Here is a 25,065-nt window from a genome sequence, read left to right on the forward strand (position 1 = left end):
CTTTTTGTTTATAGAGGAAAACAGATTTTGTATTTTAAATAGACATTATGGGAAAGAAAAATCATCAGCTCGATCTTTTTGATGCCCATTTGGTGGAAACCATAATTTTTTTATAAAACTTGACTTTCTTTTGCCTAAAAGGTGAGTGTTTTGTTGTGCCATATCATCGAGGCTCATTGGAAGCTGACGCATAATTTTACTCCGCTCTTGATTCTCTGATTCTTGTATAAGTTTTTGAATAGCTTGATCGGTTGAGTAAGGATTTCCATGAGAAAAGGCATAAAAATTTAAAATATTTTTCAATGGCTTTTCTAAATAAGAGGCAAGTTTTTTCTTTCCTTCAGGGGTGAAATGCATGCCATTATTGGTGCGTAATTTGGTTATTTTCCCATTAATATCATAGCCTGAAAAAGAAAAATTTCCTGTCTCATCACTAAAGCCGCTCCAGATATCGAGAAAATACCCTCCTGCTGTTTCTGTTTCTTGTTTATAGAGCGCATTAAAAATTTTTATTTTTTGTGTCAAAAGATCATTTTCAAAAGAAGGTTGACCTATCCATATCCATGGTTTTCCAGAGGCATGAAGACTTTCAGCAATTTCGATAATTCTTTGTTTGTAGATGCGCATCCATTCTGACTGATCTGTGTTAATCATGTTATGAGAGTCTGTGATGGGTTGATTATCATTTGCACCGATCATCATGATAATAACATCGGGATTATTTTGATCAATGAGTTTAGAAATATTGCCTTGCCAAGAATAATAATCCGTTCGAACTAAGCCGGAAGCTGGTATTGTGTTGTTCATGATAACGATATCGCTATTATTTATAAAAGACTTCTTAAGTGCATCGGCAACAGCAGAAGCTGCAAAATCCCCTATGACAAGAATGCGCTTTGCATTCTCATTTTTTAGCTTTTGTATGTTTTTTTGTGTTACGATCTTTTTTTGCGGCTTGTCTATTTTTTGTTCTATAATTTGCGGTGGCTGCTGTGTCTGTTTGTTTTGTTGTGACAACCATTTGAAGAAGTTCGTTGCTTTACTTGGGGATGGCTGTAAGATCCCCACAATAGAAAGTGAAAACAGCAATAATGTCAAGTATATCAGGCGAAAAGAAGACAAAAATTTAGTCTCCCTTATTGTTTGCGAAGGAGAAAAAGCACTTGAGATGATGGATATCCATTTGCTTTTAGACCGTGACGCAGTTGAAAAGCTTTAATTGCTTTGCGAGAAGCTGTTCCGATTTTTCCATCAACATTCCCTTTATAATAGCCCAGTGCACTTAAGCGAGATTGTAGTTCTTTACATTCCTGGAAAGTAAGAGGTTGAAAAGGTCTTTGCCAATCATTTACCAATCCAGGATGTCCAGCAATGCGATCAGCAAGAAGGCCAACAGCAAACGCATAACGATCTGCATTATTATAATGTTTCAGAACAAAGAAATTTTTTGTGACTAAAAATATAGGTCCTTTTGCTCCATCTGGATATTTTAATATTGCTTGTTCAGCTGATGTAGGAAGAGGGTGCCCATTTGCGTGTTTTACACCTAATTTTTTCCATTGTTCAAAGGAATACCAGCCTTCAGGAAGGTTTTTCCCCTGCGGCACTTTTACCTCTACTCCCCAAATAAGATTAGGTTGCCAGCCATTTTTGTGGAGAAGGTTAGCAGCAGTAGCCAGAGCATCTGGAACAGAGTTCCAGATATCACGCCGTCCATCTTGGTCCATATCAACTGCATAGGCGAGATAACTACTTGGAATAAATTGTGTATGCCCCAATGCACCGGCCCAAGATCCAGTGAGTTGAGAGCGTTTAATTTCGCCACTTTGTAGAATTTTCATAGCAGCAATCAGCTGTGTATATGCATATTTTGCACGTTTTTTATCAGCATAGGCTAAAGTTGCAAGAGAGCGAATGGTATCACGCATTACACTTTTATTGGCTAAAACCTTCCCATAGTTGCTTTCCATTGACCAAATAGCAAGCAGAATATTGCGATCAACACCAAAACGTTTTTCAATTTGAAGAAGCCATTTGTTCCATTTTTGAGTTTGGCGTCGTCCTTCCTCAATTGCAGTATCATGGACACGATTATCGAAATAGTTCCATGAAGGAGCAACAAATTCCGGTTGGTATGCGGCGCTTTTTAGAACTTCTGGATCAATGGCATTAACACCTTTAAACGCCATATGAAACGTAGAAGGGGTAATATTGTGAGCAATAGCTATTTTTTTAAATTCTTTAATCCAGTGTTTAAATCCGCTATCAGCATATGAAAGGGATATAAAAAACATAAAAAAAGCAGAAAAAATAACGGCAGAGACAGTGAAAAGAGTTCTCCAAGTTATTGACTTCTCTAAAAAGAGATTCTTCAATTCTGTTTTTTGCATTTTGAAATCCCCATTAATATTCAATTCATTAGATGTGCAATAACTTTATTTTGTATTTAGTTTAATCGATAATATGATCAAGAAGAGGAAAAAACTGAAATAAATAATTCGTTTTAATCCTTTCAATAAATTCTCAGACTCTTTTTACATTTTAATTGCCCATTATAATGATAATCAAAACAATAAGATATCTTTTTTACCATTTCGTAAAAACATATGATAAATAAAACAAAAAAGTTATATGAATTCATTGAGGAGGGTGAGTGTGCGTAAAATCCGGAAAGCAGTATTCCCAGTTGCAGGTCTTGGGACGCGTTTCCTTCCTGCGACAAAAACGATTCCTAAAGAAATGCTAACAGTTGTTGATAAACCTGTTATTCAATATGTTGTGGATGAGGCGAGGGAAGCTGGTATTGAGCATTTTATTTTTGTGACTGGACGTAACAAAGCAGTCATTGAGGATTATTTTGATGCGCAAGTTGAATTATACACGACACTTGCTGAATGTGGAAAGAAAGAAGATCTTGCACACTTATACCGTTTACAGCCATTACCAGGGTCAACTTCTTTCACTCGGCAACAGCAACCTTTGGGATTAGGGCATGCTCTTTGGTGTGCGCGTGAATTAGTTGCAGGGGAACCTTTTGCTTTATTATTACCCGATATGTTGATACAGGCGAAAAAGGGCTGTCTTTCTGAAATGATGAGCCTTTATGAAAAGGTGGGTGGGGGAAATATTATAGCAGTTCAGGAATGCGATCCTAGAGAAACACATAAATATGGTATTGTTGGGAAAGGCAAACAGATTGCAAATGGTTTTGAAATCACAAAAATGGTAGAGAAACCAGTACAAGGAACGGCACCATCAAATTTGTACATCAATGGACGTTATATTTTGCAGCCAGAAATTTTTAATATTCTTTCTACTCAAGAACGGGGAACAGGAAATGAAATTCAATTAACAGATGCTATGATACGGCTTTCAAATGAGCAAGATTTTTGGGGTTTGCAAGTAAAAGGGCGCACTTTTGATTGCGGTTCTAAAGCTGGTTTTATTGAAGCCAACGTTGCATTTTCTTTGGCACGCGCTGATATGCACAGCCACGTTTCTGCCTCATTGAAAAATTTACTGGAAACCATTAATGTTGAAAAATAATATAGATCTCTCACTTAATTTTATTGATCGAATTTGATTATGATAATACCGTCTCCTCATATGGCTTTGCAGGGTGCTGTTGTATCAGCGCTTAAAACACTTGCCAGTGAAAAGCAGGGGCTTGAAGCCCTTGAAAAAGCTCTTCTGGAAAGTCTTTCTTCTTCTTTTGAAGCGGCTGTTCAAACTATTAGAAATGCTCGTGGACATGTGGTCATTACTGGTCTTGGAAAAAGTGGTCATATAGGGACAAAAATTGCAGCAACCTTAGCCTCAACTGGAACACCTGCCTTTTTTGTTCACGCTGCAGAAGCCAATCATGGTGATCTTGGTATGATTGGATCTGATGATGTTATTCTTGCTTTATCATGGTCTGGTGAAACTCAAGAGTTAAGTGGTATTATGAGTTATGCGGCGCGTTTTCGTATTCCCCTTATTGCGATGACATCAAGTAAGCACTCTGTGTTAGGACGACAAGCTGATATTGTGCTATTATTACCAAAGATAGAAGAGGCTTGCCCCCATGGTTTAGCCCCTACAACTTCAACAATTATGCAATTGGCAATGGGAGATGCATTAGCGGTTTCTCTTTTAGAAATGCGTGGTTTTACCGCAACGGATTTCAAAATATATCATCCTGGTGGTTCTCTTGGTGCAAGCCTTAAATACGTGTGTGATATTATGCATGAGGGTGATAATATTCCTTTGGTAATGCAGGGAACATCTATGACTGAAGCGATGAATGTTTTGGTGGAAAAACATTTTGGTTGTGTTGGTGTTGTGAATCAAGAAGGTGAACTAATCGGAATTGTAACTGATGGCGACCTTGCACGTAACATTCATTTTAATTTATCAAAATTTAATGTTGACGAGGTGATGACCAAAGCTCCTAAAGTTGTAAAGCCAAATACACTTGTTGGTGCAGCAACAGCTTTTATTAATGATCATCAGATTGGTGCATTTTTCGTGGTTGAAGATAAAAAACCGATAGGAATTGTCCATTTTCATGATCTTTTGCGCATTGGCGCTGCTTAGATTAAGCTTCCTTATCAAATAAAATGTTATTTTAGGTTGAAATAGATTGCAGGATACAAAGTTACAATTTTATTGTGAGGTGGCTTTACTGATATTTTGTGGAAGAAAATGATTATTTTACGCATTTCATAATGTTTAGAAAACTCTCAGGGTAAAGATTATACCAGCCTCTTTGCGTATTTTAGAGAGGATTTTCTATCAGGAGGAGAACGGATCGCCTCCTGCTTAATGTGTGTGCTCCCTCTGTTCTTAAGAGAGGTTTCCCTTGTACTTTGTTTAAGATTTCCGCTTAAGGAAAAACTGTGCTCCTGTATGTGAGGTGCAGAGAAGTTGTGTGGCGTCATAGGACATTGTACAATTGACTCTAGAAATTGTTCCACGGAGAATAGAGCGTATTTCAATTTCTATATTTTGGGCATTGAGATAATTATATGCCCCTTCTGATAGTTTTTCTTCTGTATCTGCTGCACGCGTTTCAAAAACACCATTGTGGAAAGAAGAAATAATACCATTCTCATCAACCCATTTCCCATCAATTCCAGTTGGCATATTTGAATTATAATATTGCGAAAATTTACAGGCACTTAACAGCAAGGCGGTGATTGTAAGACATAAAATATGAAAGGTATGTTTCATTTATTGCACTCTATTTAGATTATTTGCTCTCGAGTTTCTATAACATTATTAAATTACCCCATGAGTCAATATGAAAAATTTAATGAAAATCAATGAAAAAGCAAAAAAATGGAAAAAAATGCCTTAATGTTGTATTTAATTGATAGCTTGATGAAGTTCGTAAGTGAAACACAAGAGGTGAAATATTTCTTATGGTTTACAACAATTTTGATATTAAGCTGCTGAGTAGTCTCAAAGGAGATTATTGACATTATGGTTGGTCCCATTCTTGTTGCGAGTGAAGATTATGGAAGACGTATAGAACTTTCTGCTATGCTGAGAGGTTTTGGTTATCGTGTCATTGAAGCAGAAAATGGTCTCCGTACGATTGATCTTTTACACAGGCGTAAAAACATTGTGCTTGCACTCCTTGATGTCGTTATGAGTGATTTGAGTGTGAGCGATTTGATTAAAATGATTAGAGTTGCTGGTGTTTCTGTTCCTATTGTCGTTATAGCACAACAAGAGAATCAGCATTTACTCCAGAAAGCTTTAACAGCTGGAGCTATTGATTATTGGATCCATCCAGTAACATTATTACGCGTAAGAGTTACTTTGGATATTCTTGCTCTTATTTCTGCCTTGGAGCATGAGGTTCGAGATATTCGGCGAAAAAAAGAGAATCATTTACGGTTTTCTGATCTTTGCGTAAAAAGTAGAGCTATGCAGATAGTGTTAGAACAATCGAGACAAGCAGCAACTTCTTTACAGAATCTTTTGATAGAGGGGGAAGCTGGAACAGGACGTGAGACATTAGCTCGGATTATTCATCATGAGGGATTATTTTCGGAGGGTGTTTTTGTTCGCTTTCAATGTTCAGCCATCGTTGATCCAGAAGAAGAAAATCAGCAGTGGTTTAAAGAATTCCTACCATTGGTTTCTTCTCTTGAAAAAGGGACACTTTGCCTTTGTGATATTGATCGACTTGAGCCCATACAGCAAAAACGGTTTGCTCATTACCTTAAAGAGAGGGAAAGGGATACAAAAGGAGGATTTTTCCCTTTTCGGATCATTGCTATTTCAACATCGCGTTTAAAGGACTTGGTTAATGAGAACTTTTTTTTGCATAGTTTGTTTGAACAATTTTCTCACTTGTCTATTAGCGTCCCTGCTTTACGAGAATTAAGGGATGATTTTCCAGAGATTACACAACGTTTGATTGATCGCATTATCACAGAAACAGGGCGATCACATGTCCATGGTTTAGCAGGCTCTGCTCTTTCCTTGCTTATGCAGTATGATTGGCCTGGCAATAGAAATGAGCTTGAAACCTTTTTATTTCGTGCGATTTTACTCAGTGAAGGACCGTTATTAACTGTTCGAGATTTTCCGCAATTAATGGGAAATTCATTAATGAATGTTCCCAATATCATTGAGGGTAATATACAAGAAGATAATGAACAAGAATCGATAAAATTTTTGAATACTGATGGGCATGTGCGTACTTTTGCAGAGATGGAACATGATATTATAGAGAAAGCGATTAAACATTATAAAGGACATATGAGTGAGATTGCGCGCCGCCTTCATATTGGTCGCTCTACACTTTATAGAAAAATGGAAGAATTGAGAGCAATAAGAAATCAAGAACGAAAGTAAAATTCATAACAAATTTCTCTTCATGACAAGCATGAGTTTCAAAAAAATAGAGTGGATTTTGATAAAGTTCGTGGGGGAAGCTTAAGAAAACAATTATTTATTGTAAAATTTATCTATAGAGGATGATTTTGTAGATTTAAATCAAATATAAATTTTATGTGATTATTTTAATCGTTTGTTTCAATTTATACAATTTTAGTTAAGTTTACATTTATTAAAACAGAGAAGCATTTTTAAAAACTTTTAAATACTACCGCTAAAATTTTTGTATCATCAATATTAAATTTATACTCTCTTAAGCAAGAAGTGGCATTTTATCTGCTATACGATTAAGATAAAGTGATTAGTGTTATCGTTTGCATTACGGATGATGTGATAGTTTAAAATAGAAAGTTTATCCTCTTTGACTCTTTTACAGATTGTTATTGGTTTTGTCCTCTTTTTTTTTATTGCATCTATGTTGGCAATCTACACCTATGGGCGTTTTGTGAAAAATGCTAGGGGGCAGTGTTCTTATGCGTTACCTATTCAGAAAGATGAAACTAAGCTTGATCGTATCGTCAGTCAATTAGCTGAGGAAGAAAATGGATTGGGGATTGATAAAGATGCCCTTTCCCTCATTATCAGCAATTTGGATGCGTTTTGTGTTCGTGCAATAGGAGCTGCAGAGGCTGGGCGTAGCCTTGATCTGATGTATTATATTTGGGACGATGATTTAACGGGGCGCCTATTATTAAGTGAAATAGTTGAGGCAGCAGATCGGGGTGTTCGGGTACGGCTTCTTTTGGATGATATTAATGCTCAGGCACGTGATCCAGCTTATATTGCGCTAGATAAACATCCTCATATTGAGGTGAGAATGTTTAATCCAGGGCGATCTCGTAAAGGTGGTTTACGCCGTGGTTTAGAAATTATATTACGGGCAATTACCGTAACACGTAGAATGCATAATAAAGCTTTTATTGTTGATGGCAGGGTCGCTTTTGTAGGAGGACGTAATCTTGCAGATTCTTATTTTGATGCTGGTAAAGAATCCCATTTTCGAGATTTAGATTTGATGTTAATCGGTCCCTCTGTTAAAAAGGTAGAAAGTATCTTTGATGATTTTTGGAATAGTGCTGTTGTTTTGCCAATTCATACTTTGGTTGTTCCTAAAAGCGCAAGTGATCTTAGCTATTGGAAAGATAAATTACGAAAGTTTCGTGATTCCAAGGTTGCAAAAGTTTATTTAGATTATGTCAAAGAGCACATTAACTTTAATTGTTTTATCCAAACAGGAAAGCGGTTATTTTTAGCAGACAAAGTTGTTGTTCTTTCTGACCCTCCAGAAAAAGCATTGCGTAAAAAAGCAAGCAATTGGCTTATGAAGGCACTTTCAAAGGTTATTGGAAATGCCCAAAAAACGGTTCAGATTACGTCACCTTATTTTGTTCCTGGTAAGGTTGGCACGCAGAATTTTAGTAATTTGGTTTCAAAGGGTGTTGATGTCAAAATTCTGACAAATTCTTTAGCAGCTACTGATGTAGCATTAGTGCATGGTGGTTATGTACCGTATCGTAAGGCATTGTTGAAAAGTGGTGTTAATCTTTATGAATTAAAAGCGGAAGGCAATACTCATGGGTTACGATTGTTTCGATCGAGTAAGGCAAGTTTACATGCCAAAGCTTTTTTAATTGATCGTAAAACAGCTTTTATTGGATCTTTAAATTTTGATCCAAGATCAGCATCATTAAATACAGAAATGGGCATTCTTTTTGAATGTGCTCCCATTACAGCAAGATTAGATTTGTTGTTTTCTGAAGAAACCACAGGGGAAATGAGCTATCATCTGCGTCTTGGTGATAATAATCGTATTTATTGGGATTTTATTGAAAATGAAAAAAAATATAGCATTGACTATGATCCAGAAAGCAATTTTTGGCGTCGCGCATTTGCAAAAATAATAAGTTGGTTACCTATTGAATCACAATTGTAAATTTTTATAAACCACACTTAAAAAAATATTTTATTTTTCTTTTCATTTTGTTTGTAGCATGGCATAATTTTTTGCCAATCTACCATGTATGAGAACCGCAGTTGTATTTTAAAGCTCCTTGCGGTGTTTTATTATAAAAGGAATTTTGCTATGGCAAAGATTGTTGAAACGGGGACAGGTGCATTGGCACTGACTTTTGATGATGTACTTTTACAACCCAGTCATTCTCTTGTTATGCCTAGTCAAGTGGATCTCAGTACGCGCATTGCAGCGGATATTAAGCTCAATTTGCCATTGCTTTCTGCGGCAATGGATACGGTAACAGAATCGCGTTTGGCTATTGCGATGGCTCAAGCTGGTGGTCTTGGGGTTATTCATCGTAATATGTCTCCTGCAGAGCAGGCAGAAGAGGTCCGCCAAGTAAAAAAGTTTGAATCTGGTATGGTTGTTAATCCAGTCACCATTGGACCAGATGCAACACTTGAAGAAGCAAAATCTTTGATGCGCTCTCATGGTATTTCCGGTATTCCGGTTGTTGAAAATGGTGCTAAAGGTGAAACTGCTGGACGGCTTGTTGGCATTTTGACAAATAGGGATGTGCGTTTTGCATCGGATCCCAAACAAAAAATTTATGAATTAATGACGCATGAAAATTTAATCACAGTGCGTGAAAATGTTCAACTCAATGAAGCAAAGTATCTTTTACACCATCATCGTATTGAAAAATTATTAGTTGTGGATGAACAGAATCGTTGTGTCGGACTGATAACAGTTAAGGATATTGAAAAAGCAAAATTAAATCCAAACGCTGCCAAAGATTCGCAAGGTCGCTTGCGTGTTGCAGCTGCAAGTAGTGTAGGGGACGATGGGTTTGAGCGGGCTGAACGATTAATTGATGCAGGTGTTGATATTCTAGTGATTGATACTGCACATGGACATTCTCAGCGTGTATTAGACACAGTTGAGCGTATTAAAAAAATGACGTTTTCTCCAGCCATTATTGCTGGTAATGTCGCAACTCCGCAAGCAACACAGGCTTTGATTGACAGTGGTGCGGATGCTATAAAAGTTGGTATTGGTCCTGGTTCTATTTGCACAACGCGAATTGTTGCAGGTGTTGGTGTTCCTCAGCTTGCAGCCATTATGAGTGCGGCAGAAATTGCTGATAAGGTCGGTATTCCCGTTATTGCTGATGGGGGGATAAAAGCTTCGGGTGATTTTGCTAAAGCCTTAGCAGGTGGGGCTTGTGCTGCTATGATTGGCTCTCTTTTAGCGGGTACAGAAGAAAGCCCTGGTGAAGTTTATCTATATCAAGGACGATCCTTTAAAGCTTATCGCGGCATGGGATCTGTTGGTGCTATGGCACGAGGATCGGCAGATCGCTATTTTCAAGATGATGTTCGTGATGAACTTAAGTTGGTTCCTGAGGGTGTAGAGGGGCAGGTGGCTTATAAAGGTCCTATAGCATCAGTTCTACATCAGCTTGCTGGTGGACTTCGTGCTTCGATGGGGTATGTTGGAGCAAAAGATCTTGTAGAGTTTCGTGAAAAAGCAACGTTTGTACGTATTACGAATGCGGGACTCCATGAAAGTCATACGCATGATGTTTCTATCACACGAGAGAGTCCAAATTATCGTGGGCCAGTTTAAAGATACAAGATCCTAATGTCATATTGCATAAATATAAAATCTTCCGAGAATAAGAAAGAGAGACTGCGCTTTTTTCTGTTTGTAATTTGGTGTAATAATCCCAAAAAGGAAAGAATTAGAGGTCAAAACTCTAATTCTTTCTGTTAAGACTATATGAAATAAGTTATATAAAATTAGAATTAACTTTTTGTTGTCTTCCGTCCAGTCTTTGACGCACGTTGGCGAGTGTTTGTCTGATCACTTTGGATGGATTTCTTTCCGTTGTTTGAGGGCATTGTATTATGACGGCTTTTAGACGAAGTTGTTTTTCCATTATTATAAGTCATTATTTTCTCCTTTTAAATTGTCTGGCAGTTGCCATTAGAGTAAAAACGGTCATGCCAAATAGTGGTTCCAAGCATTTTCTAAAAAGTTAATTTTTTGTTGAACGTAAGATGAAATTGTTTAATTTTATGAGAAGACTTTTTCTATTTTTTCAGCAGGATAGCCGTACAAAGATGGGAGATATTTGATTTTTTCGTAATGCATGGCGGAAATAAGTTCTTTATGGATGGCTACGTATCTTTTAGCATAAGAGGTAGAAGGATAAAAAGCGAATGGGCAGAAGATGAAAGGAAAAATCTAGATACTCTAAATTTGATTTTATAAAAAAGTATGATCAGATCATTTTAATATTGAGTGTAAATTTTTTATGGCTTTGAGAAGGTTCCATTGGCAAGAAGACGATAATATTATTTTTTTAGATGATTTAAAATTTTATTATTTTAATTGGGAGAAATGAATGCGATTAGGTGGGCGTTTGCAAGCAGCAATAGATGTTCTCAAAGAGATAGAAATGAAGCATCGCCCAGTAGGAGCAGCTTTAAAGGATTGGGGGCTTTCTCATCGCTTTGCTGGAGCAGGTGATCGCGCAGCTATTGGTACAATCGTTTATGATGTTTTAAGACGACGTTATTCTTTACAATGGCGTATGGAGAGTGATGATATCCGAGATATCGTTTTTGGTGCCTTATTAGATTATGGAAAAATGACGCTGGAGCAAATTGACGGTGAGTTGGCAGAAGATCGGTTTGCACCACAGTTATTAGGGGCTAAGCAGCGTAAATCGTGGCAAGGTCAGCAATTAGTGGATGCTCCAGACTATATTCGTGGTGATATTCCACAATGGTGTCAAGCGCATCTGCGTCCTTTATTTGGTGATAATTGGATCACTGAAGCGGCTGCGTTAGCAACGCGTCCTTCTTTAGATCTACGGGTAAATAACCTAAAGGCAACACCAGAAAAGGTGCTGAAAGAATTAGCAAAAACCAAACTTAAATCTTTTCCATGGTTTGGGCAAGCTTTAAGAATTGCACCGATTGAAAAGTTTAATCGTCATCCCAATGTTCAAGTGGAACAAGCTTTTCAAAAAGGACACTTTGAAATACAGGATTTAGGATCTCAAATTGTTGCTCACCTTGTGGACGCGCAAGAGAGCATGCAGGTATTAGATTATTGTGCAGGTGCTGGGGGCAAAACATTAGCTTTAGCTTCCGATATGAACAATCGTGGACAAATTTATGCTTATGATTCCGATAAAGCGCGCTTAGCTCCTATTTTTGATCGTCTTCGACGCGCTGGTGTTCGTAATGTACAAACACGAGCACAAAAAGAAGAATTGAAGCCATTAATAGGCCAGATGGATAGAGTTCTACTAGATGCACCATGTAGTGGGACAGGAATATGGCGTCGTCGTCCAGATGCGAAATGGCGTTTAACATTAGAACAGGTGAAACAACGCCAAACAGAACAGAGGGCTATTTTGAATGAAGCGATAGCTTATCTTAAGCCAAATGGGCGCCTAATCTATATTACCTGTTCTCTTTTTACAGATGAAAATGAGGAACAAATTTCCCATTTCCTTCAACAACATTCTCATTTTTCTCCAATAGATATGCCAGCGCTTTGGCAGAAACATTTTAGTTTTTCTCCTGTGCAACCAGTTTTTTCAAATTATGGACTTACTTTGTCGCCAGCCACAACACAAACAGATGGGTTCTTTTTATCTGTGTTGCAAAAAAAACATTGATCCATATTTTTGCACTTTTTATCATAAACTTTACGAGAATAATCTTTTTCTTAAGAAAACAGGCTTGTGAAAAGAGAAAGATTAAATCATAACTCTCATGAGTTTTCTTTTACAATTGTTGATTGGTTTTCTATGAGCATATCACATCCAGACACTGTTCTTATTATTGACTTTGGTTCACAAGTTACACAACTTATTGCACGACGGGTACGAGCAATGGGGGTATATTGTGAAATTGCTCCTTTTCAATTGGCTTTAGAAGTTGTGCGCCGCATAAATCCTAAAGCTATTATTTTATCAGGGAGTCCTTATTCCGTTATTGATGAGGGCTCTCCGCGTGCTCCAATGGAAATTTTTGAGGCGGGTATTCCGATTCTGGGTATTTGCTATGGTGAACAAGTCATGTGTGTTCAGCTTGGAGGAAAGGTTGAAGTTGGGCATGAGCGTGAATTTGGGCGTGCTTTTTTGGAAGTGCAAGAAGAGAGTGCCCTTTTTGATGGAGTGTGGAAAAAAGGTTCTCGTTATCAAGTATGGATGAGCCATGGTGACCGTGTGGCAGCTTTACCAGAAGGTTTTCGTGTCATAGGAACCTCAAAAGGAGCTCCCTATGCGGCTATTGCGGATGAAAAAAGACATTTTTATGCGGTACAGTTTCATCCTGAAGTTATCCATACACCGGATGGTACAAAACTTTTGCAAAATTTTGTTCATAAGATCTCTGCTATTACAGGCAATTGGTCAATGGCTTCTTATCGTGAGCAGGCAATTGCTACGATACGACAAAAAGTTGGGAAAAGTCGTGTGATTTGTGGTCTTTCAGGGGGAGTGGATTCATCTGTTGTAGCGGTACTCCTTCATGAAGCTATAGGAGATCAACTGACATGTATTTTGGTAGACCATGGGCTGATGCGCAAGAATGAAGCTGAAGAAGTTCTCACGCTCTTTCGTGATCACTATAATATAGAGCTTATTCACGTTAATGCTGCTGATGTGTTTCTTAATGCTTTAAAAGGTGAGACAGATCCAGAAAAAAAACGCAAAACAATTGGTCGCCTTTTTATTGAAGTTTTTGAAGAAGAAACGAAAAAAATAGGAGGTGCAGAGTTTTTAGCACAAGGAACACTTTATCCAGATGTTATTGAGAGTGTGTCTGCTATTGGTGAAACGGTAACCATTAAAAGCCATCATAATGTGGGTGGGCTACCAGAACAGATGAAGATGAAACTTGTAGAACCGTTACGTGAGCTCTTTAAGGATGAGGTTCGCTCGCTAGGACGAGAGTTAGGGCTACCGGAGCAGTTTATTGGTCGCCATCCTTTTCCAGGTCCCGGCCTTGCAATTCGGTGTCCAGGTGCTGTAACACGTGAAAAATTAGAAATTTTACGCGAAGCAGATGCTATTTATCTTGAGGAAATCCGTAAGGCCGGTCTTTATGATGAAATTTGGCAAGCTTTTGCTGTTCTTCTTCCAGTTCAAACTGTTGGTGTTATGGGGGATGATCGCACTTATGAATTTGTTTGTGCTCTTCGCGCTGTCACATCTGTAGATGGAATGACCGCTGATTTTTATCCCTATGATATGGCATTTTTAAGTAAGACAGCAGCACGTATTATTAACGAAGTTAGAGGGATTAATCGTGTTGTATATGATGTAACCTCAAAGCCTCCTGGTACTATTGAATGGGAATAATTGAAATGAAGAATAAGCCTTTATCTGACAATCTGTACGTCAATATCGTTTAAAATTGAGAAGTGTGGGATTTTGCATGTCTGAGAAAAAAATTGTTGCACACCGTGGAGGAGCTCATCTTTATCCTGAAAATACCCTTTCAGCATTTAATAATGCTATAGCGTTAGGTGTTGATGAAGTTGAATGCGACGTTCATTTGCTGAAAAGCGGTGAAGTGGTTGTCTTTCACGACTTCCGTTTAGACCAATTGGTTGGGAAAAAGGGGTATATTCACGACATTGATAATGAAACACGCAAACAACTCTGCGTGAAAGGAAGCCAAGAAGCACCTCCCTTATTAGAAGAAGTGCTTGATCTTTTAGCACCAACGAATGTTGCATTGCATCTTGAAATCAAAACATGTGGTGAAGTGGAGCGTGAAACAATATTATCCCAAAAAGCGCTTGCACTAATAAAAAGCCGAAATTTATTAGAACGGGTTTCTGCAATTAGTTTTGATCCTTTTATCCTTCGTCCTTTTATTGAAGCAGGAATACCATCTGGTCCATGTGTTGATAATTTTGAAGGTGATATGTACCGTCATTTTTCTGAATGGAAGCAATTAGGTTATTCTGATCTAAGTTTAGATGGCTCCATTGTTTCACAGAACTTTATTGAATCAGCTCTTGAGGCTGGTTTTACTGTAGGGGTATGGACAATTAATGGAAAAGCTCGGTTATCACATTGGCTTGATATGCCTGTACATTACATTACGACAGATCAACCTGATCTCGCATTGCAATTGCGTGCACAAAGGTAAAAAACACATCAACACAAAAGGAACTATATATTTTCATAAAGCTAGCGTAATAAAAGAATAAAATTATCTAATATATAACAATAATACATTGATTTATAATGATAATTAATGGTTTATTCATGTGAATAAGAGTCTTTAATATGTGAGTTTCTCTTATTTCAAGTCTTTTTACAATGAATCAATTCAAATCATTCGTTTGCACATTACAAGCAGGGTTGGTGTGTGGATAAAAAATGATTGAGAAAAGAATAAAAATATTCATTTAACGTATTTTAAATGCAAGATTTGTTGAAGCATTAGGGTCTCACATGATGATGTCGTTTTGCACTTTTATGAAGTGTAAAAGTGATGGTATACAAAAAGTCTTATATACTTTAGTGGAGAGGCTTTATGGCTTATATTATAGGAGCTATCACGAAATGTAGATGTATTGAAAGATTTTTTAACAGCATGGAAATTGGTCATACATTGTCATTTTGTTTTGCGTGAGGGGCGTGATCTTGTTACAGGGAAAGAGACTATTAAGCGCTCAAAATGATTTTTAATTTTAAGAAAAGTTTTATTTGTCTCTTCGTTAATACATAAGAATGCTTATAAAAGAAAATGAATAAATTTAAACAAATTCATTTGACCTTTTGGTGGTTCCTGTTTAAATGAGAGAATATGTTTCTGAAATAAAACTGTCATAGCATGTTCATGTGTAATACTATAAATTTAGGGGTAGTTTGTATTCCATCACTTCAGAAAGGGTGAACCATGAGTCGTTTTTATCTTTCCATAGCGGCCACGGTTGCTATCATAATGTCCACAGCGGGAATAACAGCAAGTTTTGCGCAGACAAAAATCAGCTTTTGGCATTCTATGAGTGGTGAATTAGGAAAGCAAACTGAAAGTCTCATTAACGATTTTAATGCAAGTCAATCTGAGTATAAAGTTGTTTCTTCATATCGCGGTGAATATGAAGAGGGGTTGATTTCACTTATTGCAGCATTTCGTGGAAAGAAACAGCCAGTACTTGCCCAAATTTATGACGTTGGTACTGGAACTATGATGGCTGCAAAAGGCGCAATCTACCCATTTTATCAACTTATGGCTGATACAAAACAAGAATTTGATCCTACAGATTATTTCCCTGCTATTAGTGGTTATTACTCCGATGAACAGGGGCGTATGGTTTCTATGCCATTCAATATTTCAACACCCATCCTTTATTATAACAAAGATATCTTTAAAAAAGCAGGGCTTGATCCAGAACAGCCTCCTAAAACGTGGCAAGATATAGAAAACTTTTCCAAAAAAATTCTTGAGACTAAAGCAGCAACTTGTGGTTTTACAATGGCTTATGCCGCTCAATGGATTGGTATAGAAAATTTTTCAGCGTTGCATAATGTTCCGTTTGGAACAAAGGAAAATGGCTTTAAAGGACTTGATTCAGAACTTACATTTAATGGACCTTTACAAGTGCGTATGTGGACTGACCTGAAAAAGTGGTCTGATCAAGGTATTTTCCGCTATGGTGGTCCAGCAGGTGCATTAGATTCAACACCAATGTTTATGGCACAAAATTGTGCAATTTTTATGCAATCTTCAGGATCACATGCTGGAATTGTTTCTGAAGCTCAGTTTAATGTGGGGGTTGGTATGCTACCGTACTATAAGGATACAGAAGGAGCACCACAAAATTCAGTTATTGGGGGAGCTTCTATTTGGGCGTTTAAGGGCCATACCCCAAAGGAATATGCAGGGGCAGCCGCTTTTCTTAAATTTCTTTCGAAAACAGAAAATCAAGCAAAATGGCATCAGGAGACAGGTTATCTTCCAACCACAAAAACGACTTATGAATTGAGTAAAAAACAACATTTCTATGAAAAAACGCCAGGTGCGGATATAGCTATCAAACAGATTAATCTTAATCCACCAACAGTTAACTCAAAAGGGATAAGATTTGGTAATTTACCACAAATCCGTGCCATTCTTGATCAAGAGTTGGAAGCTGTTCTTAGTGGTTCAAAAACGCCGAAAGATGGTTTAGATGAGACCGTTGAACGTGGAAATAAACTCTTGCGTGAATTTGAAAGATCTAATCATTAATTTCGTTTTATTGTTAAACATTAAAGACTCAACAAAAACAGTTGAGTCCTTTTTGTTTACCTTTTTAAAGTCTCTACATTTAAAGAGCCCTACGAATGCAAGAAAAACATGCATATTTTAAAAATAATCTACTTTCTTATGGACTGCTTTTTCCTCAGCTTTTTGTGACTTTTTTGTTTTTCTTTTGGCCTGCTGCTCAAGCAATAAAATCATCTTTTGAGCGTGAAGACCCTTTTGGCTTTACAACAACCTTTATTGGTTTTGAGAATTATCTAACCGTTCTTTCTGATCCTACTTATCGGCAATCGCTTCTTACAACCGCAGTATTTTCCATCTCAGTTACTGTCGCTTCAATGACAATATCACTTCTCTTAGCTGTCTGTGTTGATCGTGTCATCCGTGCAAAAAAGGCTTATACAATGCTTTTGCTTTGGCCCTATGCTGTTGCTCCAGTATTGGCAGGTATATTATGGCTGTTTATCTTTCATCCCACCATCGGAATTATGCCTTTTCTTCTCGAGAAAATAGGAGTGCTATGGAATTATCGTATTAATGGCACTCAAGCAATGATTCTTATTGTCATTGCGGCTAGTTGGAAACAAATTTCTTACAATTTTCTCTTTTTTCTTACAGGTCTTCAGTCTGTTCCGCGTTCTCAAATAGAAGCAGCCGCCATTGATGGTGCTGGTCCTTTTAAACGATTTTGGACAGTGGTCTTCCCGCAAATTTCACCAACGACGTTTTTCCTTCTTATTGTCAATGTCAATTATGTTATGTTTGATACTTTTGGTATTATTGATAATACAACTTCTGGAGGTCCTGCGCGTGCAACGAGCATACTCGTCTATAAAGTATATGACGATGGCTTTAGAAATCAAATAATCGGTGCATCAGCAGCACAATCAACAATATTGATGTTGATGGTTATTGTCTTAACGTTTATCCAGTTTCGCTGGATTGAGCGCCGTGTACAATATTAGGAAACAAATTATGGTTGAAAATCGCCCTGTTTTGAAATTTCTAACCCATATTACTCTCATTGTTGGTATTATCATTATTTGCTTTCCAGTTTATGTTGCTATCATTGCATCAACTCATAGTTCAGCAGCATTTAACTCAGGAACACTCCCTCTTTTGCCTGGGAAATACGCTCTGGAAAATTATAAAACAATCTTTGGTGATGGCCTTGCACGGCTAGGTTTGCCCAACCTCTGGCCACTCTTAATGAATTCATTCATTATGGCTCTTGGGATTAGTATTGGAAAAATTATTATTTCACTTTTGTCTGCTTATGCAATTATTTACATGCGCTTTCCCTTCCGAAAAACTGCTTTTGTTCTTATTTTTGTTACATTGATGCTCCCTGTCGAAGTTCGTATTCTTCCAACCTATGAGATTGTTGCAAAATTGGGGATGGTTAACACCTACAGTGGAATGATTATTCCACTTATTGCATCTGCAACCGCTACATTTTTATTTCGCCAGTTTTTTTTGACTGTTCCAGATGAACTCTTAGAGGCGGCACGTGTTGATGGTGCGGGTCCAGTTAAATTTTTTAAGGATATCCTTCTTCCTCTTAGTAAAAGCAATATCGCTGCTTTATTTATCATTATGTTCATTTATGGATGGATACAATATCTCTGGCCTCTTATCATCACAACGGATCAAAATCATCAAACGATCCTTATTATTTTAAAACAGCTTATTGTCGAATCACTTCAACATGATCCTCAATGGAATATACTCATGGCAGTATCGGTTGTTGCCATGGTTCCCCCTGTTCTTGTTGTTATCTTCATGCAGCGGCTTTTTATCAAAGGCCTTATTGAAACGGAGAAGTAATTGTGGCCATAATCCAGTTATCAAATATAAAAAAACAGTATGACAACGGCATTCTGGTCATTGATGATTTAAACTTAACTGTTGCCGATAAAGAACTTCTTGTTCTTGTCGGTCCTTCAGGGTGCGGAAAATCGACCTTATTACGTATTATAGCAGGACTTGAACAAGTTACCTCAGGTGAATTATGCATTGATAACGAATGTATCAATGATCGTGAACCAGCTGATCGTGATATCGCTATGGTTTTTCAAAATTATGCCCTTTATCCCCATATGACAGTTCGTGGAAATTTAGAATATGGTCTTAAAAATCGTAAAACCCCTAAAGAAGAAATTAAAAAACGTATCGCACATGCTGCAAAGCTTTTGGAGATAGAACCATTTCTTGATCGTAAACCACGACAATTATCAGGAGGACAACGCCAGCGTGTTGCAATGGGGCGTGTGATTGTACGTCAACCCCGTGTTTTTCTCTTTGATGAACCTCTTTCAAATCTTGATGCAAAATTACGGGCGCAAATGTGTATTGAAATAAAAACACTACAGCGTTCATTAGGAACAACGAGCCTCTATGTTACCCATGATCAACTAGAAGCTATGACATTAGCTGATAGAATAGTCGTTTTGAATAAAGGAGCTATCGAGCAAATTGGAACACCAATGGAAATTTACGATACTCCAGCAACAACATTTGTTGCTGATTTTATTGGTTCTCCTCCTATGAATTTTCTTGATCGCCATGTCTTAGAACAACATTTAGGGCATTCATTTACTTATGGCGAAGAAACTGATCTTTTAGCATTCAGACCTGAAATAATCTTATTGGGCGAACATCCAGATAAAGGACCAGTCTTTCACACAAAAATTGAGCTTATCAAGCCTATTGGAACAGGTTGCCATGTTTTAACGCGTTGGAATGGTATCATCTTTACGATTGAAATAAAAGAACGCTTGACACACGACTATGGTCAAAAACTAAGTTTCACAGTTGCTCATCAGAATTTTCATACTTTTAATAAAAACACAGGAAAGCGCACAAATAATAAGTAAGCATTAATTGATGTGACACGACTCTCTTTTATGCTGCGTCATGATAATGTTGCTTTTTGACTTTCTCGATTACATTTACAAAATCAGGTTGTAACCGGCGGGATTAAAAACAAAATTTTAATAGTTTTGGTAATGATCCATTGTCCCATGGCGCTGAGAATGTCAAAACATTTATATGAAAAAATTTTGCGGTTTCACGGTCTGTAAGAAGAATATTATTTTCAAACATCATTTTCATTATAAAAAACAACATATTATCATATGTTTCTTTATGTAATAATTTATGTATCTTATAAAAAGTAAATGAGAGAAATAGAGAGAAAAAATGCGTCACAGATAAGGGAGGATGCACCCCATATCTTAGCTTTGATCCCTAACATAAGAAGTCTATTTGATCCACAAAATACGACGCTGTTCTAAATAGTCTGTACGAGAATAGGCGCATTCTATTTTACCGCTGACCATATGATCTAAAATGGTTTCAGAGCTCCTATAAGAAGCATTTGTTTTTTCTACCAATCACATAAATTAGAGAGAAACCTATGCGCGCATGCTACAAGTTTATTTTTTCTCATGTAAATCACTATGCAATTCTCAGCGAGGGTATCTGATAAGTTGCAAAAAAATCACTGAGATATAGAAGGCGTGCTTGTTTTAGAATTTTCATGACTGTTAACGATAAAAGCAGATGAAACACATCTGTAACATCTCATCGATCTTTCTATAGTCTTGAGTTAAAAATTGCCTATAGATCATCCTAAAACAGATCTTTATGAATATAACATAAGGGATTGGTGCGAACACCTATAAGAATCAGCAGAGACAAAGACAGTTATATTATTGTTTTGCAAAGCATTTTATAAAATCTGGTATATTTTTTCAATATATTGCCAGTCTATTAATGGTTTTATGATATTACTTTCTTATAAAGCGCGTGCTTTTTTTTTGCTTATAAATCAACCTAAACTTTATACAGCAGTATGTTTGAGACAAATATGAAGACGGTTCGGTGCTGTATTCAGTTTTTGTATGTCAGAGTGGAATAAGCTTGTCTTCTTATGTAATTTCTAAAATGAGGAGACAGCTTAATTTAGGGAGAATATGAAAGCATCAAGATAAAAAATAGTTTCTATCCTTAGCCTCATCTTTTAATTTAGTATTGCGATTTTCAAAAAAAAATCTGAGCCAATGTCTCTTACATAATGGAGATTACGCATTGCTGAACACATTTTTTTATTACGTTCTTTGAATAGAATTGCACCTCTCATACAAAACAGAATACCTAAACAGAAGGCTATTGGGTTGCCAATTCACGCACTTGTTTTAAAAAATATCTTGCAAGGTTGTTCCAACTATTTTTTCACGCAGTCTTTTATGAGTGGTATAACATAAAATCCATAGTGTATCGCCATCTTTATGCTTATAAAAGTGCAAGCTGGGGACATCATCATACTCTCTTTCAGTCTCCAACATTGCAACAATTATTGTGTTGAGACTCTTTAGAAGAGGCATTTTTTCTTCAAGTGGTTTTTATTCATACGCTAATCCCATTTGCATGTTATAAATGGAGTTGGATAGATAAAAATATTTTAAGAAAGAGACACCAAATGCTTCTTATGAATCGTTTCAAGTGTCGAGAGTTATTGTAAAAGAATCATTGAAAAGTAGAGTGCTACTGCTGATGGTTTGGGCACCATGAGGTAATAAATCCACTTACTTTATCTATCTTAGAATCTATAGAATATAAATTTCTCTGTAAAAGTCACTTTATTTCATATCAATGTTATCAATTATAGATGTTGGGCATCATTAGTAATAAAATCATAGACTTATGATTTTATGAACTCTTTTTTATCTCTTTTGTAGAAGATCTTAATGTTTTGTGATGGCATCAATGATGGTATTCACATTATGTTCCATCATATCGAGATAAGTTGCTGCTGGACCATTTTTGTTTGACAATGCATCAGAATAAAGTGTTCCACCAATTGTCAAACCTGTTTCTTTTGCAATCTGTTTTATGAGACGGGGATTAGAGATATTTTCAACGAATAGTGCAGCTGCTTTATTCGCTTTAATTTGTTTGATAAGTTTAGCAACATCGGCTGCGGATGCTTCAGCTTCTGTTGAAGCACTTTGAGGGGCAAGGATAGTAAAACCATATTCCTTGGCAAAATAGCCAAAGGCGTCATGAGATGTGATAATGATACGTTTATCTTTAGGAATGGTAGCAATTTTTGTTTTCAGGGTATCTTGTGCTATTTTAAGTTTTTGAATGTAGGTTTCGGCATTTTTTTTGTAGCTGGTGCAGGATTGTGGATCGATTTTACAAAAAGCAGCAGCGATATTTTTCACATAGATTTTGACATTGGGAATGGTTTGCCAAGCGTGTGGATCAATAACGCTGTGGTGGTGATGGGCATTATGTTCTTGATTTTTCATTTTGAGGGAGGGAATGTTAGCGCTAACTTCGACAAGAAGTGCTTTTGTACCACTTGCTGTAATGAGGCGATCAATAAATCCTTCTAAATGAAGCCCGTTGATGAAAATAATTTGAGCATTTCTAAGAGCTTGAGCATCATGGGGGGTAGGTTCATAAGTGTGGGTATTCGCATTGGGACCTACAAAAGTGGTCATAGAGATATGGTTGTCTCCTACATTTTTGACGAGATCTGCGAGAATAGAAAAGCTCGCAACAACTTTGATTTTATTGTGTGCAGAAGCAGAAAATGGAGAAAGGGCAAGCAATAAAGCTCCAAGAAGAGCAAATTTTTGAGCAAACTTAGGCACATTTTTTTCCTTAAAGTGAGGAGGTATAAAAGAGGTGGGGAAACCATGTTACAATAAAGCCACGTGGACTTATCAAACAGGAAACAAGATAAATAAACCCTGCGGCAATGATGATAGCAGGGCCGGAGGGAAGTGAAAGATGAAAAGAAAGCAGAAGACCACATACGCTAGAAATGATTCCAAAAAGAGTGGAAAGCGCGCAAATAGGGCCTAGCCGTGAAAACCAAAAACGGGCTGTAATGGCTGGAATCATCATAATGCCAACGGAGAGTAATGTTCCTAGTGATTGAAAGCCTCCAACCAGATTCAACACCACAAGTCCAAGCAATGAAATATGAATATATTTACTCAATGGAGAGAGTGATTTAAAAAAGAGGGGGTCAAAGCTTTCTAAAACGAGTGCACGCCAAAAAATACAAAGGCTGCATAGTGTAATCAGCATTATAGTAGCGATTAACCAAAGGGCTTGTGCATCAAGTGCAAGAACCGATCCGAATAAGAGATGAAGCAGCTCAATTGTTGAGTCTTTCAGTGAGATAATAATGACACCTGCCGCGAGTGCAATAAGATAAAAGACGGTCATGGATGCATCTTCTTTCTGAAAGCTGTTTCGTGAAATCAAAATGGTTGCTAAAGCAACAATAAGACCAGCGAAGATGCCACCAAGTGTCATAGATATGAGGGAAAAACCACAAATCAGAAAAGCAGTTGCAACACCAGGAAGAATGGCATGAGAGATAGCATCTCCTGTCAAGCTCATTCCACGGAGCATCAAAAACACACCAACAGGACAAGCGCTAATAGACAGGAAAATAGAACCGATAAGGGCGTTTTGCATAAATTGGAAATCAACAAAGGGGGCAAGAAAAAATGCATACACGTCTTATAACCTAAGAAAGAGAGGATCATTGATGGGAAGATTTTGTTTTTGTGCGCTAACAGGGAAAGAATTGGATGAGAGAGGTGGCATAACGTGATGAATGGTGTTGTTTAAAAACTGTGTTGTTTCTCCATAAAAGGCGTTTTGTTGATCAATTTGAATCATTTGGGGGAAAAATTCTTGCACGATGAGAGGGTTATGGAGTGCGGTGAGAATTGTGCGTCCTTGCTGTTGCCAGTATGTGATCAGTGCAAGAAGGTCTTTTTGGGTACTATGATCTACACCATTGAAAGGTTCATCAAGCAAAATAATATTGGCATCTTGCACAATGATACGTGCAAAAAGAGCGCGTTGTAATTGCCCGCCTGATAATGTTTCAAGTGAACGGGGTGCGAGTTCTGTAAGCCCAACCATTTTAAGCGCATTTTGAATCTTAGAATCATAAGGGCGTTGATTTTTCCATAATCCACAAAAAGACCACAGTCCTGTTTTTACAAGCGTTTTCACATCAATTGGAAATGTTTGATCTATATCACATTGCTGAGCAAGATAAGCAATGCGACTTTTTTTTTGTTTTATAATTTTTCCCTTAAGAGGTTTAATCAATCCGGCGATGGCTTTTAGCAGTGTCGATTTTCCAGCGCCATTATCACCTGTTATTGCGACCAATGAACCAGCTTTTAACTTTGCTGAAAAGTTCTTTATTGCTATTCTATTCCTATAGCCTAATGTTGTCTTATTGAAGAGCAGATCCATATTTTTTACCATCGTTGCTTATTATTTTGGAAACTATGTAATAATATAACGTTTGTCAACAAAATGTTATATTATTACATAGTTTTGAGTACTGAAAATTTTAGTGGGAAGATCGTGGAAAATTAAAAATAATAATTGAATTCACCTTGACGAAAGAGAGAGAGTATATACTATATATAGTATCAAAATGATTGGTGATTCTAAATAAGCACAAGAGAGGGTGTTAGTGTGTTTCGTTTGGTATCTAAGTTATTTCCATTATTGTAAAGAGTTTATTGACCAAGGGTATAACAGTATTTTTGCTGAAGGATCTCTTTTGGAAGGATTCCCTTTCATTTTTGTAATTGATTTTTGCCGTAAAAGAGTAAAACAGAGCTCTTGGAAAACGGTAGTTTAGAACGTTAGTTTTTTAGACAGCAGGAGGGAATTGTAATGCAAGCAAAAGATTGTTTTATAACTAGGGGACTTTGCCATTTAAGTTGTAGAATAATCTCTTATTCTCATCATAGTCTTTGAAGTTATTTGATGAGGAATTCTGTTATATTCAGGAAGCTGTGTACTATTTGAAAAATAACCACATGCTTTGCGTACAATTTCTATTTTTTGTTATTCTTGAGTACCTAT

The 25,065-nt window shown here is 37.1% G+C and carries 18 protein-coding genes and 1 pseudogene; 12 read left to right on the top strand and 7 right to left on the bottom strand.

What is annotated here, in order from left to right; genetic code table 11:
- Nucleotides 1-45 precede the first annotated feature (45 nt).
- Together ACFIK7_RS09390 and ACFIK7_RS09395 are read right to left on the bottom strand one after the other, a co-directional pair.
- Nucleotides 46-1,122: an SGNH family hydrolase gene (locus ACFIK7_RS09390; RefSeq protein ID WP_375663279.1), complete on the bottom strand. Its 1,077-nt coding sequence runs from the start codon at nucleotides 1,120-1,122 to the stop codon at nucleotides 46-48.
- 14 nt (nucleotides 1,123-1,136) lie between these two features.
- Nucleotides 1,137-2,390, bottom strand: a complete 1,254-nt coding sequence (locus tag ACFIK7_RS09395; RefSeq protein ID WP_375663280.1) for a lytic murein transglycosylase — start codon at nucleotides 2,388-2,390, stop codon at nucleotides 1,137-1,139.
- A gap of 265 nt (nucleotides 2,391-2,655) precedes the next feature.
- On the opposite strand from ACFIK7_RS09395, the gene ACFIK7_RS09400 reads away from it, so the two are divergent.
- Nucleotides 2,656-3,546 carry a UTP--glucose-1-phosphate uridylyltransferase gene (locus ACFIK7_RS09400; protein WP_375631096.1) on the top strand — a complete coding sequence of 297 codons (891 nt, stop codon included), beginning with the start codon at nucleotides 2,656-2,658 and terminating at the stop codon, nucleotides 3,544-3,546.
- Nucleotides 3,547-3,585: 39 nt separating this feature from the next.
- A complete protein-coding gene (locus ACFIK7_RS09405) occupies nucleotides 3,586-4,578 on the top strand; it encodes an SIS domain-containing protein (protein WP_273790622.1) in 993 nt (330 codons plus the stop codon).
- A gap of 276 nt (nucleotides 4,579-4,854) precedes the next feature.
- On the opposite strand, the gene ACFIK7_RS09410 is transcribed toward ACFIK7_RS09405, so the two are convergent.
- Complete coding sequence (locus tag ACFIK7_RS09410; protein ID WP_375631095.1) at nucleotides 4,855-5,214, bottom strand: hypothetical protein; 360 nt, start codon at nucleotides 5,212-5,214, stop codon at nucleotides 4,855-4,857.
- Nucleotides 5,215-5,466: 252 nt separating this feature from the next.
- On the opposite strand from ACFIK7_RS09410, the gene ACFIK7_RS09415 reads away from it, so the two are divergent.
- From ACFIK7_RS09415 to ACFIK7_RS09460, 10 genes are all read left to right on the top strand, one after another.
- On the top strand, nucleotides 5,467-6,852 hold the full coding sequence (locus tag ACFIK7_RS09415) for a sigma-54-dependent transcriptional regulator (RefSeq protein WP_375631094.1): 1,386 nt from the start codon (nucleotides 5,467-5,469) through the stop codon (nucleotides 6,850-6,852).
- Nucleotides 6,853-7,255: 403 nt separating this feature from the next.
- Nucleotides 7,256-8,827 (top strand): phospholipase D family protein, encoded by a 1,572-nt coding sequence (locus ACFIK7_RS09420; protein WP_375631093.1) that lies wholly within the window; start codon nucleotides 7,256-7,258, stop codon nucleotides 8,825-8,827.
- A 150-nt stretch (nucleotides 8,828-8,977) separates the two neighbouring features.
- Nucleotides 8,978-10,477, top strand: a complete 1,500-nt coding sequence (guaB, locus tag ACFIK7_RS09425) for an IMP dehydrogenase (RefSeq protein ID WP_375663281.1) — start codon at nucleotides 8,978-8,980, stop codon at nucleotides 10,475-10,477.
- 781 nt (nucleotides 10,478-11,258) lie between these two features.
- Nucleotides 11,259-12,545: an RsmB/NOP family class I SAM-dependent RNA methyltransferase gene (locus ACFIK7_RS09430; protein WP_273790617.1), complete on the top strand. Its 1,287-nt coding sequence runs from the start codon at nucleotides 11,259-11,261 to the stop codon at nucleotides 12,543-12,545.
- A gap of 132 nt (nucleotides 12,546-12,677) precedes the next feature.
- The gene (gene guaA / locus ACFIK7_RS09435; RefSeq protein ID WP_375663296.1) at nucleotides 12,678-14,234 is read left to right on the top strand and encodes a glutamine-hydrolyzing GMP synthase; all 1,557 of its coding nucleotides are present in this window, start codon (nucleotides 12,678-12,680) and stop codon (nucleotides 14,232-14,234) included.
- A 76-nt stretch (nucleotides 14,235-14,310) separates the two neighbouring features.
- Entirely contained in the window at nucleotides 14,311-15,033 is a 723-nt protein-coding gene (locus tag ACFIK7_RS09440; RefSeq protein ID WP_273790616.1) for a glycerophosphodiester phosphodiesterase family protein, read from the top strand.
- A 756-nt stretch (nucleotides 15,034-15,789) separates the two neighbouring features.
- A complete protein-coding gene (gene ugpB, locus ACFIK7_RS09445) occupies nucleotides 15,790-17,124 on the top strand; it encodes a sn-glycerol-3-phosphate ABC transporter substrate-binding protein UgpB (protein ID WP_375631091.1) in 1,335 nt (444 codons plus the stop codon).
- A 95-nt stretch (nucleotides 17,125-17,219) separates the two neighbouring features.
- On the top strand, nucleotides 17,220-18,104 hold the full coding sequence (ugpA, locus tag ACFIK7_RS09450; RefSeq protein WP_375643385.1) for a sn-glycerol-3-phosphate ABC transporter permease UgpA: 885 nt from the start codon (nucleotides 17,220-17,222) through the stop codon (nucleotides 18,102-18,104).
- 10 nt (nucleotides 18,105-18,114) lie between these two features.
- Complete coding sequence (ugpE, locus tag ACFIK7_RS09455) at nucleotides 18,115-18,966, top strand: sn-glycerol-3-phosphate ABC transporter permease UgpE (RefSeq protein WP_375637593.1); 852 nt, start codon at nucleotides 18,115-18,117, stop codon at nucleotides 18,964-18,966.
- 2 nt (nucleotides 18,967-18,968) lie between these two features.
- A complete protein-coding gene (locus ACFIK7_RS09460; protein WP_375637594.1) occupies nucleotides 18,969-20,015 on the top strand; it encodes a sn-glycerol-3-phosphate import ATP-binding protein UgpC in 1,047 nt (348 codons plus the stop codon).
- A 28-nt stretch (nucleotides 20,016-20,043) separates the two neighbouring features.
- Here ACFIK7_RS09460 and ACFIK7_RS09465 read toward each other — a convergent pair.
- The 4 genes and pseudogenes from ACFIK7_RS09465 to ACFIK7_RS09480 all read right to left on the bottom strand — a co-directional run bounded on the left by ACFIK7_RS09465 (nucleotide 20,044) and on the right by ACFIK7_RS09480 (nucleotide 24,441).
- Nucleotides 20,044-20,244 (bottom strand): annotated as a pseudogene (locus ACFIK7_RS09465) (DNA-binding protein).
- A gap of 1,643 nt (nucleotides 20,245-21,887) precedes the next feature.
- Nucleotides 21,888-22,805, bottom strand: a complete 918-nt coding sequence (locus ACFIK7_RS09470) for a metal ABC transporter solute-binding protein, Zn/Mn family (protein ID WP_375631087.1) — start codon at nucleotides 22,803-22,805, stop codon at nucleotides 21,888-21,890.
- A gap of 10 nt (nucleotides 22,806-22,815) precedes the next feature.
- Nucleotides 22,816-23,685, bottom strand: a complete 870-nt coding sequence (locus ACFIK7_RS09475; protein ID WP_375631086.1) for a metal ABC transporter permease — start codon at nucleotides 23,683-23,685, stop codon at nucleotides 22,816-22,818.
- 3 nt (nucleotides 23,686-23,688) lie between these two features.
- Nucleotides 23,689-24,441: an ABC transporter ATP-binding protein gene (locus ACFIK7_RS09480; protein WP_273790609.1), complete on the bottom strand. Its 753-nt coding sequence runs from the start codon at nucleotides 24,439-24,441 to the stop codon at nucleotides 23,689-23,691.
- Between the last annotated feature and the right edge of the window lie 624 nt (nucleotides 24,442-25,065).

This window comes from Bartonella sp. CL266QHHD (assembly GCF_042195355.1).
Taxonomy (GTDB): Bacteria; Pseudomonadota; Alphaproteobacteria; order Rhizobiales; family Rhizobiaceae; genus Bartonella.

What these genes read in the sequence shown, in the direction of transcription:
- ACFIK7_RS09395 (WP_375663280.1), bottom strand. Translation starts at nt 2,390, where the DNA reads ATGCAAAAAACAGAATTGAAGAATCTCTTTTTAGAGAAGTCAATAACT.
- ACFIK7_RS09405 (WP_273790622.1), top strand. Translation starts at nt 3,586, where the DNA reads ATGATAATACCGTCTCCTCATATGGCTTTGCAGGGTGCTGTTGTATCA.
- ACFIK7_RS09410 (WP_375631095.1), bottom strand. Translation starts at nt 5,214, where the DNA reads ATGAAACATACCTTTCATATTTTATGTCTTACAATCACCGCCTTGCTG.
- ACFIK7_RS09415 (WP_375631094.1), top strand. Translation starts at nt 5,467, where the DNA reads ATGGTTGGTCCCATTCTTGTTGCGAGTGAAGATTATGGAAGACGTATA.
- guaB (WP_375663281.1), top strand. Translation starts at nt 8,978, where the DNA reads ATGGCAAAGATTGTTGAAACGGGGACAGGTGCATTGGCACTGACTTTT.
- ACFIK7_RS09430 (WP_273790617.1), top strand. Translation starts at nt 11,259, where the DNA reads ATGCGATTAGGTGGGCGTTTGCAAGCAGCAATAGATGTTCTCAAAGAG.
- guaA (WP_375663296.1), top strand. Translation starts at nt 12,678, where the DNA reads ATGAGCATATCACATCCAGACACTGTTCTTATTATTGACTTTGGTTCA.
- ACFIK7_RS09440 (WP_273790616.1), top strand. Translation starts at nt 14,311, where the DNA reads ATGTCTGAGAAAAAAATTGTTGCACACCGTGGAGGAGCTCATCTTTAT.
- ugpB (WP_375631091.1), top strand. Translation starts at nt 15,790, where the DNA reads ATGAGTCGTTTTTATCTTTCCATAGCGGCCACGGTTGCTATCATAATG.
- ugpA (WP_375643385.1), top strand. Translation starts at nt 17,220, where the DNA reads ATGCAAGAAAAACATGCATATTTTAAAAATAATCTACTTTCTTATGGA.
- ugpE (WP_375637593.1), top strand. Translation starts at nt 18,115, where the DNA reads ATGGTTGAAAATCGCCCTGTTTTGAAATTTCTAACCCATATTACTCTC.
- ACFIK7_RS09480 (WP_273790609.1), bottom strand. Translation starts at nt 24,441, where the DNA reads ATGGATCTGCTCTTCAATAAGACAACATTAGGCTATAGGAATAGAATA.